Origin of the sequence: Actinoallomurus soli, from assembly GCF_024055715.1 — a bacterium.
GTDB lineage: Bacteria > Actinomycetota > Actinomycetes > Streptosporangiales > Streptosporangiaceae > Actinoallomurus > Actinoallomurus soli.
The window spans coordinates 1-16103 of the sequence record NZ_JAMXMV010000036.1 but is presented as its reverse complement, the minus strand read 5'-3'; the positions used below and the strand labels follow the sequence as shown (position 1 = coordinate 16103).

The window sequence follows — 16103 nt, the reverse complement described above, 5'->3', positions numbered from 1 at the left end:
CACCACGGCCGAAGAGCGAGCAGATCGAGAAGTACGCCTCCGCTGCTCGATACGAGCAGAACCTTATAACGGCCCTCGTTCAATGCTCAGCACCCTTGCGTCGCTCCAGTCAAAAGCGACAATAACAGGATATTCAGCATGTGTCTGCACCAAAGAGGTCCCGTTTTCACGCATTTTCGGATGACGGTTAACCGCAATAAATACCGACCAATCAAGATTCGGTTACGAAGTTATTCGTATTTTGGTTCTCCGAGATGGTCAGATCAGGTGATCGACCCAGGTCGACGGCGTCGCCGCCGTGGGGATCTCGATGTCCAGGTCGTACCGGAAGGGCACCGGCTCCTGCGCCGCGATCCACTCGACCATCTTCTTCAGGCCGTCGCGCAGCGGCACCGTCGTCCGGTACCCCAGCAGCCGGCGCGCCTTGTCCGCGCTGCAGGTGGCGAACGGCACCTCCAGCGGGCGGGCCGGGACGAAGATGGGATCGAGGGGGAAGGAGAGGATCGCCGCGATCTCCTCGGCCAGACCCAGGATCGAGACGGTCTCCTCGTCCGGCCCGACGTTGATGACCTCGCCCGCCGCGGCCGCGTCCGTGCCCATGCGCTCCAGGCAGCTCAGGACGTCGTCGACGAAGCTGAAGCACCGCAGCTGGCCGCCGTCCCCGTAGATGACCGGCTGCTCGCCGCGGAGCATGCGGCTGATCATGATCGCGGCGACGTTGCGGTACGGATCGAAGTAGCGCTGCCGCGGCCCGATGATGTTGTGCGGCACGGCGATCGCGTACTCCCCGCCGTGCGTGGTGAAGAGCGTCCGGACCATCGTCTCCGACGACAGCTTGGCCAGGCCGTAGGGGCTGACCGGCTGCGGCGTCATGTCCTCGGTGAACGGCGCGGGCAACGCGCCGTACCGGGCCATCGACGAGCAGTGGACGAACCTGCCGACCCCGGCCGCCAGCGCGGCGCTCGCCAGGTCCACCGTGGCCTGCGCGGTGTTGCGATGGACGAAGGACGGCGAGAAGACGCTCAGCCCGTCGTACGCCGCGGACGCGCAGTGAAAGACCAGGTCGCTGCCGCGCAGCAGGCCGGCGTACGACGCGCGATCGCAGCAGTCGGCGACACGGAACTCCACGCCGTCGGGAACGTTCCGCTCGGATCCTCCGATGAGGCTGTCCACGCCCACGACGTCCCAGCCGAGGTCCACGAAACGCTCGGCCAGGTGACTCCCGAGAAAACCGGCGACTCCGGAAATGAAGGCCTTCCCCGCCATCACGATCCCTTCCGTTCGAAGTCGGCTGACCGGACGCGGCCATCGCCTTTCACGCGGCTCCCGCCGCCGACCGGAGGAGCACGCCCCGCATTTCCGGCGGTGGCATGGTGCGTACCTCCTCGTGATATCCGGTTCAGAGTACTCCGGAATGGTCGGCCGGTCTCATGCAGAAGCCGGACCGAATTGCCCTATTCTGGTCACGGCCGCCTTTGGGGAGGACTCAATGCCGAACGCCCGCACGGTGCTGCCGCTGTCCGCCCTCGGCGCGGTGACCTACGTATCGCTCGTCGAACGCGGGTGGTTCCGGCTGCGGCGTCAGGAGATCCCCCTGCTGCGGCCCAGGCGCCCGCCGCTCAAGATCCTCCACATCTCCGACCTCCACCTGACACCGCGGCGACGGCGGCTGATGTCCTGGGTCCGGGCACTGGGCCGGCTGCGGCCGGACCTCGTCGTCAACACCGGCGACTCGATCGCGCACCCCGCGGCCGTCCCCGCCCTCGTCCAGGCGCTCGGCCCGTTGCTCGAGCGCCCGGGGGTGTTCGTGTACGGCTCGAACGACCTGTACGCGCCGCGGCCCGAGAACCCCCTGAGCTACCTGCGCAGATCCACTCCGTCGGACTTCCACGAGCACGTGCCCCCCGACCTGCCCTGGGAGGAGCTCGGCGCGACCCTGCGCGCGGCGGGCTGGTCCGATCTCAACAACGCCGCGGACCGCGTCGAGGCCGGTGGACTGTCGGTGGAGGTCCGGGGCGTCCACGACTCCCACATCGCCCAGGACGACTACGGCCGCGTCGCGGGTCCCGCCGATCCGGGCGCGGACGTCCGCCTGGGCGTCATGCACTCGCCGGAGCCCCGCAACCTGGACGCCTTCACCGCCGACGGCTTCGACCTCCTCCTCGCCGGCCACACCCACGGCGGCCAGATACGGATCCCGTACCTGGGTCCCCTCATCACCAACTGCGGTATCGACCGCACCCGGGCTCGGGGCCTGCACCGCAACGGCGCGGCGTGGCTGCACGTCTCCGCCGGCCTGGGCACCTCACCGTACCTGCCCGTCCGCTTCTGCTGCCCACCGGAGGCGACGCTCCTGACGCTCGTGCCCGCCGCCTAGAGCCGCCGCTGCAGGCCCGGCGCGCCGTGGAGGTCCGGGATGAGCGGCGCGAAGGTCCGGTTCCGGAGACAGCCCGCCCAGATGCCGGTGCCGTAGGAGACGTCGTCCGCCAGCCGGAGCAGACACCACGGGACGAGGCCGAGGGTCGACTTCTGGTCCCGCCACTCGTCGACGTACGTCGTGAGGACGGTCGCCGCGACGAGCCTGCGGGCCCGCGAGGACCCGATCATCGCGGCCAGCGTGCCCGGCCACCAGGCACGGGTCAGCGCGGCGACCAGACCGCGGCCGGCCGACAGATGACCGGCCGCAGCGACGCGCAGCGCCCGGTGCGGCGGAACCCCCAGCTCGCCGAGCTGGCGGGCGGTCAGCAGGGCGGAGCCGGCCGCGGCCGTGGCCGCGAGACCGAGCCTGCCGGCCCCGGCCAGCGCCCACGCCGCGACGCTCCAGGGCGAGGCGGTCAGCGGCGCCATCGATCCGGGGTGCCGGGTCAGCAGCGGCGCGTCCGTGGTGCCGTAGCTGAAGCGCTGGTGGACCCATTGGCGGGGTTTCCTCCGGGCGAGGTGGGTGGCCACGGACGCGGGTTCATAGCGGACCTTCCACCCCCGCTTCAGCAGGCGGAACACCAGATCGAGGTCCTCGCCGAAGCGCATCTCCTCGCTGAGCCCGCCGGCCTCGGACAGGACCGGCCGCCGGACGACCAGGACCGTCGTCGACACATAGCCCACCGGGCCGCGCGGCCGGACCTGTCCGGGCGAGCTCCCCAGGTCATGCGGCGAACGCGCCGTCTCGTACCGTTCGAGCAGTGATCCGCCCGGCGCGCTCGCGATGCGCGGGGCGACGGCCGCGACCTTCGGGTCGGCGAAGTGCGGGAGCAGCGCGTCGAGCCATCCCGGGCTCGGCGAGCAGTCCGAGTCGACGAACGCGACGAGCTCGGTCTTCGCCAGGCGCCCGCCCGCGTTCCGGGCCGCAGCGGGTCCGCGCGGACGCTCGTGCCGGATCCGCGCGCCGTCGATCGGGACGCGCGAACCGTCGTCGACGACGATGACGTCCGCGACCTCGCCGAGCTTCGGGACCAGCGCCGCGACGAGCCCGGCGCGGTCCTTCACCGGGATCACGACGGTGACATCGGCGGGCCCGAAGGGGCCGGACGCCCACGTCGGGTGGGCGACGCCGGCGTCGATCAGGCGCCGGGCCAGCTCCGCCTCCGCCTCCGCGACCGCCTCACCGGCGGTCCACCGGTCGAGTGTCCGGCTCTCCTCTTCGGACAGGCGGAGAGTGCGCAGCGGGCGCGTTCGTACCAACAGGCGTCCCTCGTCCATGCGGACGATGCCGTCGTCGAGCGTCAACCGGAACTCCGCCGCCGTCGCCATTGGATCATCGTCCCCCATCCGGGCTCCGGCGGCCAGAACGCCTCCGTAGCACGATGATCACTCCGCACGCACGCCCGGACGGGATGCGCGGGCCGGCTCACTCGTACGGGTTGTGGCGGAGGTGGACGGTCTGGAGCAGGCCGACGGCGATGAAGTTGGCGAAGGCGGCCGAGCCGCCGTACGACACGAAGGGCAGAGGCAGGCCGGTGATCGGCATGATGCCGACGGTCATGCCGATGTTCTCGAAGGTCTGGAACGCCAGCCAGCACACCACGCCGGTGGCCACCAGCGCGCCGAAGAGGTCGGCGGCCTCGCGGGCGATCCGCAGGCCGCGCCACAGCACCACGCCCAGCAGCGCGATGATCAGGACCGCTCCGATGAATCCGAGCTCCTCCCCCGCCACGGTGAAGATGAAGTCGGTGTGCTGCTCGGGGACGAAGTGGCCGTTCGTCTGCTCGCCGTGGAACAGCCCGTTGCCGAAGACGCCGCCGGAGCCGACGGCGATCCGGGCCTGCTGGGCGTTGTACCCGGCCCCCTGCGGGTCGGCCGACGGGTCGGCGAAGGCGGTGAAACGGTGTACCTGGTACGGCTTGAGCAGGTGCAGCCACCAGACCGTCAGCGCGAGCGCGGCCGCCGCCCCGACCAGCCCGCCGACCCACCGTTTCGGCGCTCCGGACATCGACAGCACGCCGATGATCACGGTCGCGAACACCAGCGTGGTACCGAGATCCGGCTGCAGCATCACCAGCCCGGCGGGCAGCGCGGCGAGCGCCAGGGCGAGCAGGATGTCGCGCCGGCCCGGCCCGACCTCACCGTCGCGCGGCTCGCCCAGGATCATCGCCAGCAGCACGACCATCCCGACCTTGGCGAACTCCGACGGCTGGATCTGGAACCCGCCGCCGACCACGATCCACGAGTGGGAGCCGTTCACCGTGGCCCCGACCGGCGTCAGCACGACGGCGAGCCCGAGGCAGGCGGCGCCGTAGACGATCGGCGCGTACGCGCGCAGCAGCCGGTAGTCCAGGGCCGTCGTCACGCCCCCGAGGATCAGCCCGATCGCCAGGTTGAGGATGTGCTTCTTCACGAAGCCCTCGGAACCGTCGGCCTTGGTGGCGGAGTACACGAGGACGGAGCCGATGACCGACAGCGCGAGCACGGCGAGGAGCAGGGCCCAGTCCAGTCGCCGCGCGGGTGAGGCCAGCAGCCTGGCCGGGAGGGAGCGCCGCCGGCCGAGCGCTCCGCCGTACTCACTGATCACGTCGCCACCCCGTCATCGCGGTCTCCGGCGGTGCTCGGTCGCGGGTCGCTCGACCTTCGCGGTCGCGGGGTGCCTGCCCGGCGCGGGCGTAGGCTGCTCGTCCTTCACCGGCGCGGGCCGGTCGCCCTTCGCGGGGGCGGGCCGGCCGCTCGCGGGCGCGGGCTGGTCGTTCTTCGCGGTCACGGCGAATCCCGGCGGGGCGTTGACCGTGCCGTCGGGCGCGAGGGTCGGCAGCCGGTCCGGGACGTTGCCGTCGGGCAGTGCCGGGGGCTGTCCGGTGAGGCCGTACATGCCCTCCCAGATCTGCCGGACCGCGGGCGCCGCCGTGGTGGCGCCGGTGCTCGCCTGGGTGACCATCGCGACGACGACGTAGCGCGGCTTGTTCGCCGGGGCGAACGACGCGAACCAGGAGGTGTCCTTCTTGCCGTACACCTCCGCGGTACCGGTCTTGCCGGCGACGGCCAGCCGGTCGAAGGGGAAGCCGGCGAAGGGTGCGGCGGCCGTGCCCTCCTTGGGCACGTCCGTGAGCGCCTTCCTGATGTAGGTGAGCACGTTCGACGGCACGGGCAGGCGTCCCGTCTTCACCGGGTCGATGCGGCGCTTGACGGAACCGTCGGGCGCGATGACCGCCTTGCCGACCCGGGGGCTCCACAGCGTGCCGCCGTTGGCGAGCGCGGCGTACGCGCGGGCCAGCTGCAGCGGCGTGACGAGCACGTCGCCCTGGCCGACGGAGAAGTTGGCGGCGTCACCGGCGCGGAAGACGTACCCGTCGACGCAGTTCTCCGAGGAGATCGCCTTGAGGTACGCCGCGCGGGCCGGGTCGGTCTTGGCGATCTCCGGATAGCCGGTCTTGGCCCGCTTGCAGTCGGTCTTCTTGGTGTCGTTCCAGTAGGCGAGCTTCCAGGCGCGGTCCGGGATCCGGCCGGACGCCTCCCCGGGCAGGTCGATGCCGGTGCGCTTGCCGAAGCCGTACGCCCGGGCCATCTTCTCCATCGGGTCCTTGGGGTTCTTCACCGGGTGCACGCCGCCGTCGCGGAGCCACTCCTCGTACGCGAACTTGTAGAAGATCGTGTCGCAGGACATGACCAGGGCCCGGTGCAGGTCGATGTCCCCGCCCGACTCGCCCTCGAAGTTGCTGAACGCCCGGGCCCCGACCATGTACGACGACGGGCACGGGTAGATGCCGTGCAGGGAGTACCCGTCCTTGACGGCCGCCGGCAGCGAGGAGATCTTGAACGTCGATCCGGGGGCGAACTGGCCGTCCGTCGCCCGGGAGATCAGCGGCTGGCCGTGCTGCTTGCTGAGCAGCGCGTCGTACTCGTCCTGGGAGATGCCGCCGGTCCACACGGACGGGTCGTAGGTCGGGAAGCTGGCGAGCGCGATGATCCGCCCGGTGCGGACGTCCATGACCACGCTCGCCGCCGAGTCGGCCGGGTCACCGCGGTGGCGGGCGTCCTGCATGGCCTGGGCGAGGGCCTTCTCGACGATCCCCTGCACCTTGGCGTCGATGCTGGTGACGAGCGTGCCGCCGCCGACCGGTGGCTGCTCGGAGGCGATCCCGGTCACGCGTCCGCGGTTGTCGACGAGGAGCCGCCGGTCGCCCGGTACACCGCGCAGGTCGCCGTCGTAGGTCGCCTCCAGACCGTCGCGGCCGATCAGGTCGACGCCGCTGAACCCGGTGACCTTCAGGCCCTTGCGGCTGTTCAGCTCCTCCTGAGTGATCGGCTGGAGGTAGCCGAGCGCCTGCGCGGCGGTGGCCCCGTCGGTGCGCGGGTAGTCCCGTACCGGTTCGAGCTGGGCGGTCACGCCGGGGAAGTCCTCCTGGCGCTCCATGATCTGCAGCGCCTTGCGGGCGTCGACGCGGTCGTCGATCGGGATCGGCTGGTACGGCGAGCCGGGCCAGCAGGGCCGCTTGATCCCCGGGCCGCAGAGCCGGGTCTTCAGGGCGAGCTGGTCGTACGGGGTGCCGAGCAGGGTCGCCAGGCGCTGCAGCACGGCCTTGCCGCCGTCGCGCTGGCGGACCAGCGCCGTCCGGTCGACGGAGACGACCAGAGCGGTCCGGTTCCGTACGAGCGGCCGCCCGACGTCGTCGACGATCTGGCCCCGGACGGCGGGCACCACGATGTCGCGGATCCGGTTGTCGGCGGCGACCTTCTTGTAGTGCGCGCCGTTCATGACCTGCAGGTACCACAGCCGCCCGCCGAGCGACAGCAGCAGCGACATGACGAGCACGTGCAGGACGACGAGGCGCACGTGCGAGCGCGGACCCAAGACTCCCCCTCCTCCGTCTAGCGCGCCCGATAGAACCCGGGGACCGCGTCGAGTCCGCCCGGGTCGTGCTGGCGTTCGGCCCTCCTGGTCAGCCGCAGGACGGCCCAGACCACGAACGGGCTGGCGATCACGTCGTAGAGGACCTGGACCGGCAGCTGGTGGGACAGCACGGGCCAGCGGGTGCGCGGGTCGCCGAGCAGCATGCCCACCATGGCGTACAGCACCGACCCGGCGAGCGCGCCCGCGGCCACCGCGACGAACGGCAGCACGGGTGAGCGCTCGAGGTCGTCGGCGGCGAGCCCGCAGACGTAGCCGATCAGGCAGTACACGAAGGCGTAGCGGCCGATGGTGTGGTCGGCGGGCGGCACGATGTCGGTGGCCAGCCCGGCGAAGAAGCCGGTGACCAGGCCGGTCATCGATCCGTTCACCAGCGCCAGCGCCACCACGGCCAGGAGCACGAGGTTCGGGCTGACCGAGGCGGGCAGCGGCAGCCGGTTGGCGACCGCCACCTGCAGCAGGAGCGCGGCGGCGGCGACGATCGTGGCCAGGACGTTGCGTGACATGGCTCAGTCTCCCGGCGAGTGAGGCGTGCGCGGTCTGCGCTGCCGTGGTGGTTCGGTGGAGGTCAGCGTCCGGCGGGCTCTGGGTGCCTCGGTCGCCGTGGACGACCTGCGTCTTCGGGACGGTGGCCCGGCGGAGGCGGACTCCTCCGCGCTCGGCATCGCCCGCGGGGCCGCCGACGGCTCGTCCGACGCCCGTCGCGTCGGCGCGGGAGCGGGGGCGCCCGCGTTGGGCGGGCCCGCGTTGGACGGGCCGGGGTTGGACGGGGACGGGCTGGGCGTCTTCGGCTTGGGCGGCGCCGGCGGCAGAACGGCGTCGCGCGGGTTCTTCTTCGGCGGCGCGACGACCACGCCGACGACGTCGAGGGCCGTGAAGTGCGTGAACGGCCGGACGATGGCGGTACGGGTCAGCGATCCGGGCGTCCGCTGGATGCGGATGACGGTGCCGATCGGGACCCCCGGGACGTACGGCCGGTTGCCCTGCGAGCCGAAGGAGACGATGCGCTGGCCGGGTTTGATCTCCACGGTGGAGTCCAGGAGCTCGAACGTGAGCGGTGAGCCGCTGCGCCGGCCGGTGCCCCGTACGACGCCGATCTCTCCGGAGCCCTCCAGCCGCCCGCCGACCGAGGAGGCCGCGTCGGTGGCCAGCAGCACCGTCGAGGTGGCCGGCCCGACCTGCGTGACGCGCCCGACGAGGCCGTCTCCGGTGATCACCGTCATGTCGGTGCGGATGCCGTCGCCGCTGCCCGCGTCGATGGTGACGGTCTCCTCGACGCCCTCGCCGGCGGAGATGACCTGGGCGGCGACGATCCGGTAGCCGCCGAGACCGGCGGTGCCGAGCAGCCGGTGCAGCTGCTCGGCGCGGCTCTTGTCGATCTGCTGGGCGCGGAGTTGCTGGCGCAGCCGCTGGTTCTCGCGTTCGAGCCGGTTGATGCGCCGGTGCGCGTCCGGACTGCCGATGATCGTGTCCAGCGCGTGCCCGACCGGCGTGACGACGGCCGCCGCGGCGTCCTCGATCGGCCCGAAGATCGCCTCGCCGAAGGCGCGCAGCCCGCGCAGTGGTGAGTGCTCGCCTCCGCGGTAGTCGACGGTGATCATGGCCAGGGAGATCAGCAGCAGGACCCCGAGGACGGCTCGGGTTCGCCGGGTGTCGTTCACCGGCCGGTTCCCTAACGTCGTGGTTCGGGCACGAGGACCTGGCGCAGCGCCTCGAAGTCCTCGACGCACTTCCCTGAGCCGAGGACGACCGAGTCGAGCGGGTTGTCGACCATGTGGATCGGCATGCCGGTCTCTTCCCGGAGCCGTTCGTCGATGTTCTTGAGCAGGGCGCCGCCGCCGGTGAGGGCGATGCCGCGGTCCATGATGTCGCCGGACAGCTCGGGCGGGCACTTGTCGAGCGTCGTCTTGACCGCGTCGACGACCGCGTTGACCGGCTCCTCGATGGCGCGGCGGATCTCCTCCGCGGAGATCACGATCGTCTTCGGCAGGCCGCTGACGAGGTCACGGCCGCGGATCTCCGCGTGCGGCTCGTCGTCGAAGGGGTACGCCGAGCCGATCGCCATCTTGATCTCCTCCGCGGTGCGCTCCCCGAGCATCAGGGAGTACTCCTTCTTCGCGTAGGAGATGATCGCCTGGTCGAGCTCGTCGCCGCCGACCCGGATCGACTGGCTCGTCACGATGCCGCCGAGGGAGATGATCGCGACCTCGGTGGTGCCGCCGCCGATGTCGACGACCATGTTGCCGGTGGGCTCGTGGACGGGCAGGCCGGCGCCGATCGCGGCGGCCATGGGCTCCTCGATGATGTACACCCGCCGGGCGCCCGCCTGGTAGCCCGCCTCCTTCACGGCGCGCTGCTCGACGCCGGTGATGCCGCTGGGCACGGCCACGACGATCCGCGGCTTGGCGAAATGTCGGCGTTTATGGACCTTCTGGATGAAGTACCGGAGCATGCGTTCAGTGACGTCGAAGTCGGCGATCACACCGTCCTTGAGCGGACGGACCGCCACGATGTTGCCCGGCGTACGGCCGATCATCCGCTTGGCCTCGATGCCCACCGCCACGATCTTGCCCGTGTTCGTGTTGATGGCCACGACCGACGGCTCGTTCAGAACGATGCCCCGACCGCGCACATAGACCAAGGTGTTCGCCGTACCCAGATCGACTGCCATGTCACGGCCCAGGAACGACAGCTTGTTACCCATGAAGAAAGGGAGCCCTTCCGGATTGGCGGGCGTGCGGAACGCATTCTCATGGTAACGCGAGAGATCCTGGTTGACGCAGACCCGATCCCGCGCGTCGTGGTCCGGGTCAGGGCCGTCTCACGTGCCGGGCCTGGGAAAACAAACGCGCGGGCCGTAGGTACCCGGCCCGCGCGGTTATGCGACCAATGTTCAGAAAAGGTCGGGGAAGAACAACTTGATCTCGCGCTCGGCGGACGCGGGCGAGTCGGAGCCGTGCACGACGTTCTCCTGGATCTCCAACGCATGATCGCCACGGATGGTTCCGGGGCCGGCCACGACCGGGTCGGTGGCGCCGGCCAGGGCGCGGAACGCCTCGATCGCGCGCGGCCCCTCGACCACCATCGCGACGAGCGGACCGCCCGTGATGAACTCGACCAGCGAGCCGAAGAACGGCTTCTCCCGGTGCTCCTCGTAGTGCGTCTCGGCGACCTCGCGCTCCAGCGTACGAAGCTCCAGGGCGGCGAGCTTGAGGCCCTTGCGCTCGATGCGCGCGATGACGTCCCCGACGAGGCCGCGGCGCACGCCGTCGGGCTTGACGAGGACAAGAGTGCGTTCGGACACGGAAGATTCTCCTTGGTTCACAGGTTGCGATCACCGGTGCGGGCCACCGACCCGCCCGCCGCGGCGGAAGGTCACCGGCCGACCGGGGGCCCTGACCGTATCCGCGCAGGTCGCCACGGCCGGGCTGCCGCGTATCGGTGCGATCTTACCCGGCGGGCAGCACGGCTCCGTCCGAGTCCGCGGGACCGGGCGGCGAGCCTCGCGTCCGGCTCCGGCTCACCCACGCGGTCACGGCGGCGAGGAGCACCGCGATGAGCCCCGCGGCGACGAGCCACAGCCGGTACGCCGCGGTCAGGGCGTACAGCGCCGCCATCGTGCCGCCGCCCGCCCGGGTGACCGCGCCGACCCTCGCGATCTGCAGCGGGCCGACGACGAGATGGCCGCCGAGGACCGCCGGGAAGCACAGCGACAGGCCGAACAGGGCCGGGCCCGCCTCCGTGTGGCGGAGCGCGGCCCCGACCGCCAGCCCCGTGCCCGCGCCGAGGACGCACAGCGCGGCCAGCAGCGTCCAGAGGCTCGCCGCCGCCCCCGTCACCAGCAGCAGGACGATCGCCACGACGCCCAGGCCGTATCCGCACAGCACCGCGCCGCGCCCCGTCCCGCGGCCGAACGAGCCGGCCAGGAGGGCGGCGGCCAGCGCGCCCGCCGCACCCGCCAGGAACGCCGTCAGGGGCACGGTCCGGCCGCCGGCCAGCCCGGCCAGCGGCCCGGTCACCGGCATGGTCAGCAGGCCCGCGGCCAGCATGACGACGGCGTACCCGAGCGGGCTGCCGGCGGCCGCGTCGCGGGTGCCGACCACGGCCAGCCCCAGGAGCCCGGCGATCCCGCACGCCGCCAGCAGCAACTGCGCGCCGGGCGACCAGTCGTATGTCGTGACCACCGCGAGGAACGCGAACCCGCCCGCGGGGACGACCGGCAGCAGCAGCTGCACGCGCTCCGCACGGGAGACGGTCACCGGGACGGCGGGGCCGGCCGGCCGCGCCCGCAGCAGGCCGAGCAGGGCCGTGCCGACCAGCGCGATCCCGCTCAGCCACCAGTACGGGCGCAGGATCGCCCGCCACTCCACCGCGCCGGGGTCCGGGCCGCCCGTCGCGGCCAGCGCCAGGGGCGTGGCGAGCAGGAGCGCCGCGACGAGGACGCCGGCCCAGACGGAGGACGCCGCACGGCGCTGCCGTCGCTCCCGGGCCAGCGCCAGCGTCGCGGGCAGGACGGCCCCGGCGCCGGCACCCTCGGCGACGCGTACGGCGGCGACCACCGGAACCGACGTGACGCGCACCGAGAGCGCCTGGGCGACGAGCAGGAGGGCGAGCCCCGCGAACAGCACGAGCCGGGCGGGCGCATGGCGGACCAGCGCGGCCCCGAGCGGGGCCGTGAGGAGCAGGGCGGGCAGCGCCAGGCCGCAGGCGCGGACGAGCCCGGCGGCCTCACCGTCGGACAGCGCGAGGTCGCGGACCGCCTGCGGCATGACGTACGGCGCCGTGTCGGGCAGCACGACGACGGCGGCGGGAACCGCCGTGGCGATGACGACCACCAGCACGGCGAATCCGGCGGCGTCGCGTTTTCCGGGGGGCGTGGACATCCGGGATTCCCCTCAGGAGACCATTGGCCCCGCCCGCTAGATTTACGCCAAATGTCCAACTTCTGGCATTTGACGCAATTGACGGAACGGGGCCATCGGAAAGGCCGCCCGTGACTTTAGCGTGGTTGCGCGCTCTCCACTCGGTGACCGACCCAAATCGATGCCACCCAGAGAAGACCGAAAATGACACCGAGGAAGAACATCACCGGAACCACGAAACCCGTCGCGATGACCAGAATCTGCAGCACACTGCCCGCGACGTAGGCCCAGCGGTACCGCAGCAGCCCGGCGATCACCAGCCCGGCGAAGGCCAGCACGCCGCCCACGATCCCGGCCGTGGCCGCATCCGCGTGCGCCACCGAGATCGCCACGGGGATCGCCAGCAGGGTCACCACCGCCTGCAGCGTGAGCATGACGGCGCACAGCCTCCTCACCGCCGCTCCCCCTTCCCCGTGGTCCGCGCGGCACCCGTACGGCGGACCGCCCGCCCGCCGCCGGCAGCACCCGTACGGCCGCTCACGCGCCCGCCCTCAGCAGCACCCGCGCGTCGCCGGCCGTCGTGACGGACCCCGTGATCAGCACCCCGGCGCCCGCGAACTCCCCGGACTCGTCGGCCAGCGCGATCGCCTGGTCGATCGCGTCGTCCAGCCGGGGCACCAGGTGCACGCGATCCTCGCCGAAGACCTCCTCCGCCAGGTCCGCCAGCTCGCGGGCGGGCATCGACCGGGCGGAGGAGTTGCGCGTGACGATGACCTCCTCCAGCACCGGCTCCAGCTCCTCCAGCAGACCGGTCACGTCCTTGTCGGCCATCGCCGCCACCACACCGATCAGCCGGGTGAAGCCGAACTCCTCCGTCAGCGCCTCCACGCTGGCCGCCATGCCGGCCGGGTTGTGCGCGGCGTCGACCAGCACGGTCGGCCCCGTCCGTACGACCTCCAGCCGCCCCGGCGAGCTCGCGTTCACGAACGCCTGGCGCACGAGTTCAAGGTCGAGCTGGTCGCTGTCGGTCTCCGACTCGCCGGTCGCCCGGCCGCGCGCGAACGCCTCCACCGCGGCCAGCGCGCACGCCGCGTTGCCCGCCTGGTGCGCCCCGAAGAACGGCAGGAACACCTCGTCGTACACGCCGTGCAGCCCCTGCAGCCGGACGAGCTGGCCGCCCACGGCGAGCTCCCGGCCGAGGACACCGAACTCCAGTCCCTCCCGCGCGACGGTCGCCCCGACCTCGGTCGCACGCCGCACCAGCACCTGCGCCGCCTCGACCGGCTGCTGGGCGAGCACGGCGATCGCGTCGGGCTTGATGATCCCGGCCTTCTCCGCCGCGATCTCCTCCACCGTGGACCCGAGCCAGCGGGTGTGGTCGAGGCCGATCGGCGTGACCACCGCCACCGCGCCGTCGGCGATGTTGGTCGCGTCCCACGTGCCGCCCATGCCGACCTCGACGACGGCGACGTCGACGGGCGCGTCGGCGAACGCGGCGAACGCCATCGCGGTCAGCGTCTCGAAGAACGACACCTTCACGTCGTGCTTGGCGTCCGTCAGCTCGATGAACGGCAGGACGTCCTCGTACAGCTCGGCGAACCGCTCCTCGCTCACCGGCGCCCCGTCGATCGCGATCCGCTCGCGCATCGAATGCAGCTCGGGGCTGGTGTACAGGCCGACCCGCAGCCCTCGCTCCCGCAACAGCGCCTCGATCATCCGGGCCGTGCTGGACTTGCCGTTCGTCCCGGTGATGTGGATGACGGGGTACGCCCGCTGCGGCGACCCGAGAACGTCCGCCAGATCACGCATCCGGTCCAACGTGGGATCGATGTCCCATTCGACCCCCCGGGCCCTGATGCCCTTGACGGCCTCCTCATACCTGGTCGCACTCACCCCAGCAGCCTACTAACGCGCCGCCCCCACGTCAGACCGGCATGATCCCGAGCCGATGTCGTACGCGTCGGGCGGCGGCAGGTCGCGCATGGTGCGCAGGGGTGAGAGCAGGAGCCACAGCGCGGCGAGCAGGACGCCCGCGGCCGCGGTCCAGAGTGTCGCGCGCAGTCCGGCGGCCGTGGCGAGAAGGCCGCCGAGGACGCTGCCGAGCGGCATCCCGCCCCAGATGAGGAACTTCATGGTGGCGTTGACGCGGCCGAGCAGCCGTTCGGGGCAGACCGTCTGATGGAAGCTCACCTGGACGATGTTCAGCCCGATGAGGCAGAAACTGGTGACGAGGTCGGCCAGCGCGTAACAGGCCAGGCGCCGCCCAGGCCCTGTCAGCGGAAACAGCAGGAACGCCGCACCATTGACCAGCGCGGCCAGCCGCATCAGCCGGGCCTGGCCGATCAGCCCGGCGAGGCGGCGCGTGCCGAGCGCCGCAACGATGGCTCCGGCGAGCCCAACGCTGCCCTCATGCGGTGGATGGTGCGCCCGGGCAGACGGTCGTGCAACGGCAGTGGAACGCGGGTGGTCAGGGCTCGAAGAGGCGCTCGGTGCCGGCGTCGAGGAGGTCGAGGAGGCGGGCGGTGAAGTAGACCGTCCCGAGCCCCATGATCCGCCGGCCGAGAGAGGCGAGTCGCGGTCGTGTCAGGTCAGCGTCGTCGATGACCGTCCAGTGGCCGGGGATCGGATGGGTGAATCCCAGATGCGGGTGACCGGGCATCCGGACGTACGTCACGGGCAGATCCGCCAGCTCGGCGACGACCCCCGCGACGTCCTTGTGGTCCGGCAGCCCGAGGAGGACGTGGTCGACGCCGTTCCAGCGCCGGTACGCCTCGGCCAGTGCCGTCGCCGCGCCGGACCGGTCGATCGCCGAGTCGACCAGGATCGTCGTGCCGGCGAGCCGATGCCACGACAGGCGGCCGGGAAGCCGCACCGAGGACAGCACTCGGCGCAGCCGGTCGGAGGACGCCCGCGGGCGTCCGGCCGCGTCGAGCAGGCGCCCGGCGGCCACGAAGCCCAACTCGGCGTTCCGCCGCCCGTGGGCCACCGGCAGGACGGTCTCCGGGAGCCCGGTCGCACCGACCACCTCCGGCTTCACCCGGCCGCCGGTGCGGTCGGCGACGGTCACCGCGATCGCCTCGGTGACGGAAGAATCCTGGGGAAGGGAGAGGACGGCGGAGGTGGTGCCGGCCGCGACGCCCGCCTTGTTCGCCGCGATCTCGGCGGGAGAGTCGCCGAGGACTCCGAGGTGCTCGGCGAAGACCTCGGTGACGGCGACGACGTCCGGGGCGAACAGGCTGACCTCGTCGGAGACGCCGCCCATCCCCGCCTCGAGGACGATCGCGTCCGCACCGACGGCTCGCGCGTGCATCACCCCCGCGATCGTGAACAGGCCACTCGGGGACAGGTAACCGTCGCCCGGCCGTTCGGGCAGGCGGCGGATCGCGTCGCGGATCCGCTCACCGAGCCGGGCGAGGTCCGCGTCGGAGATCGCGGCCCCGTTCACGCGGATGCGCTCCCGCTCCCTGCGCAGGGCCGGGCTGGTGACGGTGACCACGCGGCACCCCGCCGCGGCGAGGACGGCGGACGCGTAGGTGGCGGCCGTGCCCTTGCCCTTGGAGCCGACCACGGTCAGCAGCGGCGTCCCGGCCGTGCCGGCGTTCAGCGCGCGCAGGAGAAGGCCGGCACGCTCGAGGCTCCGCTTCGCGCCGGGACCGCGTCGATCCCACTCCGCGAAGAACACGTCCGTCCCATCGGCCACCCTCCGACGATAGCGACGACCGGGCGGTCCTCCGCCGACGCATGACCACTGGCCTGCGCTGCCGTCTTCGCGGCACCGCAGGCCAGTGATCTGTGAGTGTTTGGGTGGCGCTTGTGGGTGGAGTGCTGTCAGGCTCGGTGCCCGGCGATCTGGGTTGACTCTCCAGTGATCTGGCCGTCCTTTGAGGGCGTGCCTTGGACTTGACCTG

The 16103-nt window shown here is 72.0% G+C and carries 13 protein-coding genes and 1 pseudogene; 1 reads left to right on the top strand and 13 read right to left on the bottom strand.

Features of this window, described 5'->3' with window-relative positions; translation table 11 throughout:
* Positions 1 to 258 precede the first annotated feature (258 nt).
* Positions 259 to 1266, bottom strand: coding sequence for an NAD-dependent epimerase/dehydratase family protein (locus tag NDW01_RS40570; protein WP_252829859.1), 1008 nt, complete (start codon positions 1264 to 1266; stop codon positions 259 to 261).
* Between the two features lie 223 nt (positions 1267 to 1489).
* Between NDW01_RS40570 and NDW01_RS40565 the strand changes: the two genes are divergently transcribed.
* The gene (locus NDW01_RS40565) at positions 1490 to 2377 is read left to right on the top strand and encodes a metallophosphoesterase (RefSeq protein WP_252829858.1); all 888 of its coding nucleotides are present in this window, start codon (positions 1490 to 1492) and stop codon (positions 2375 to 2377) included.
* On the opposite strand, the gene mftF is transcribed toward NDW01_RS40565, so the two are convergent.
* The 12 genes and pseudogenes from mftF to NDW01_RS40505 form a co-directional block, all read right to left on the bottom strand.
* On the bottom strand, positions 2374 to 3747 hold the full coding sequence (gene mftF, locus NDW01_RS40560; protein ID WP_252829857.1) for a mycofactocin biosynthesis glycosyltransferase MftF: 1374 nt from the start codon (positions 3745 to 3747) through the stop codon (positions 2374 to 2376). The genes NDW01_RS40565 and mftF overlap by 4 nt on opposite strands.
* 97 nt (positions 3748 to 3844) lie before the next feature.
* Positions 3845 to 5002: a rod shape-determining protein RodA gene (rodA, locus tag NDW01_RS40555; protein ID WP_406567808.1), complete on the bottom strand. Its 1158-nt coding sequence runs from the start codon at positions 5000 to 5002 to the stop codon at positions 3845 to 3847.
* 15 nt (positions 5003 to 5017) lie between these two features.
* Positions 5018 to 7276, bottom strand: coding sequence for a penicillin-binding protein 2 (gene mrdA / locus NDW01_RS40550; protein ID WP_252829855.1), 2259 nt, complete (start codon positions 7274 to 7276; stop codon positions 5018 to 5020).
* A gap of 17 nt (positions 7277 to 7293) precedes the next feature.
* Positions 7294 to 7839 (bottom strand): rod shape-determining protein MreD, encoded by a 546-nt coding sequence (gene mreD, locus NDW01_RS40545; RefSeq protein WP_252829854.1) that lies wholly within the window; start codon positions 7837 to 7839, stop codon positions 7294 to 7296.
* A 3-nt stretch (positions 7840 to 7842) separates the two neighbouring features.
* Positions 7843 to 8994, bottom strand: a complete 1152-nt coding sequence (gene mreC / locus NDW01_RS40540) for a rod shape-determining protein MreC (RefSeq protein ID WP_252829853.1) — start codon at positions 8992 to 8994, stop codon at positions 7843 to 7845.
* A gap of 11 nt (positions 8995 to 9005) precedes the next feature.
* Entirely contained in the window at positions 9006 to 10037 is a 1032-nt protein-coding gene (locus tag NDW01_RS40535; protein ID WP_252778807.1) for a rod shape-determining protein, read from the bottom strand.
* A gap of 189 nt (positions 10038 to 10226) precedes the next feature.
* Positions 10227 to 10637: a nucleoside-diphosphate kinase gene (gene ndk, locus NDW01_RS40530; RefSeq protein ID WP_252778808.1), complete on the bottom strand. Its 411-nt coding sequence runs from the start codon at positions 10635 to 10637 to the stop codon at positions 10227 to 10229.
* Between the two features lie 145 nt (positions 10638 to 10782).
* The gene (locus NDW01_RS40525; RefSeq protein ID WP_252829852.1) at positions 10783 to 12216 is read right to left on the bottom strand and encodes a hypothetical protein; all 1434 of its coding nucleotides are present in this window, start codon (positions 12214 to 12216) and stop codon (positions 10783 to 10785) included.
* A 116-nt stretch (positions 12217 to 12332) separates the two neighbouring features.
* The gene (locus NDW01_RS40520; protein WP_308211877.1) at positions 12333 to 12650 is read right to left on the bottom strand and encodes a DUF4233 domain-containing protein; all 318 of its coding nucleotides are present in this window, start codon (positions 12648 to 12650) and stop codon (positions 12333 to 12335) included.
* 82 nt (positions 12651 to 12732) lie between these two features.
* Positions 12733 to 14004 (bottom strand): bifunctional folylpolyglutamate synthase/dihydrofolate synthase, encoded by a 1272-nt coding sequence (locus tag NDW01_RS40515; RefSeq protein ID WP_252829902.1) that lies wholly within the window; start codon positions 14002 to 14004, stop codon positions 12733 to 12735.
* A 96-nt stretch (positions 14005 to 14100) separates the two neighbouring features.
* Positions 14101 to 14589 (bottom strand): annotated as a pseudogene (locus tag NDW01_RS40510) (MFS transporter); the annotation flags it as partial.
* Positions 14590 to 14662: 73 nt separating this feature from the next.
* Positions 14663 to 15895 (bottom strand): folylpolyglutamate synthase/dihydrofolate synthase family protein, encoded by a 1233-nt coding sequence (locus NDW01_RS40505; protein WP_252829850.1) that lies wholly within the window; start codon positions 15893 to 15895, stop codon positions 14663 to 14665.
* Between the last annotated feature and the right edge of the window lie 208 nt (positions 15896 to 16103).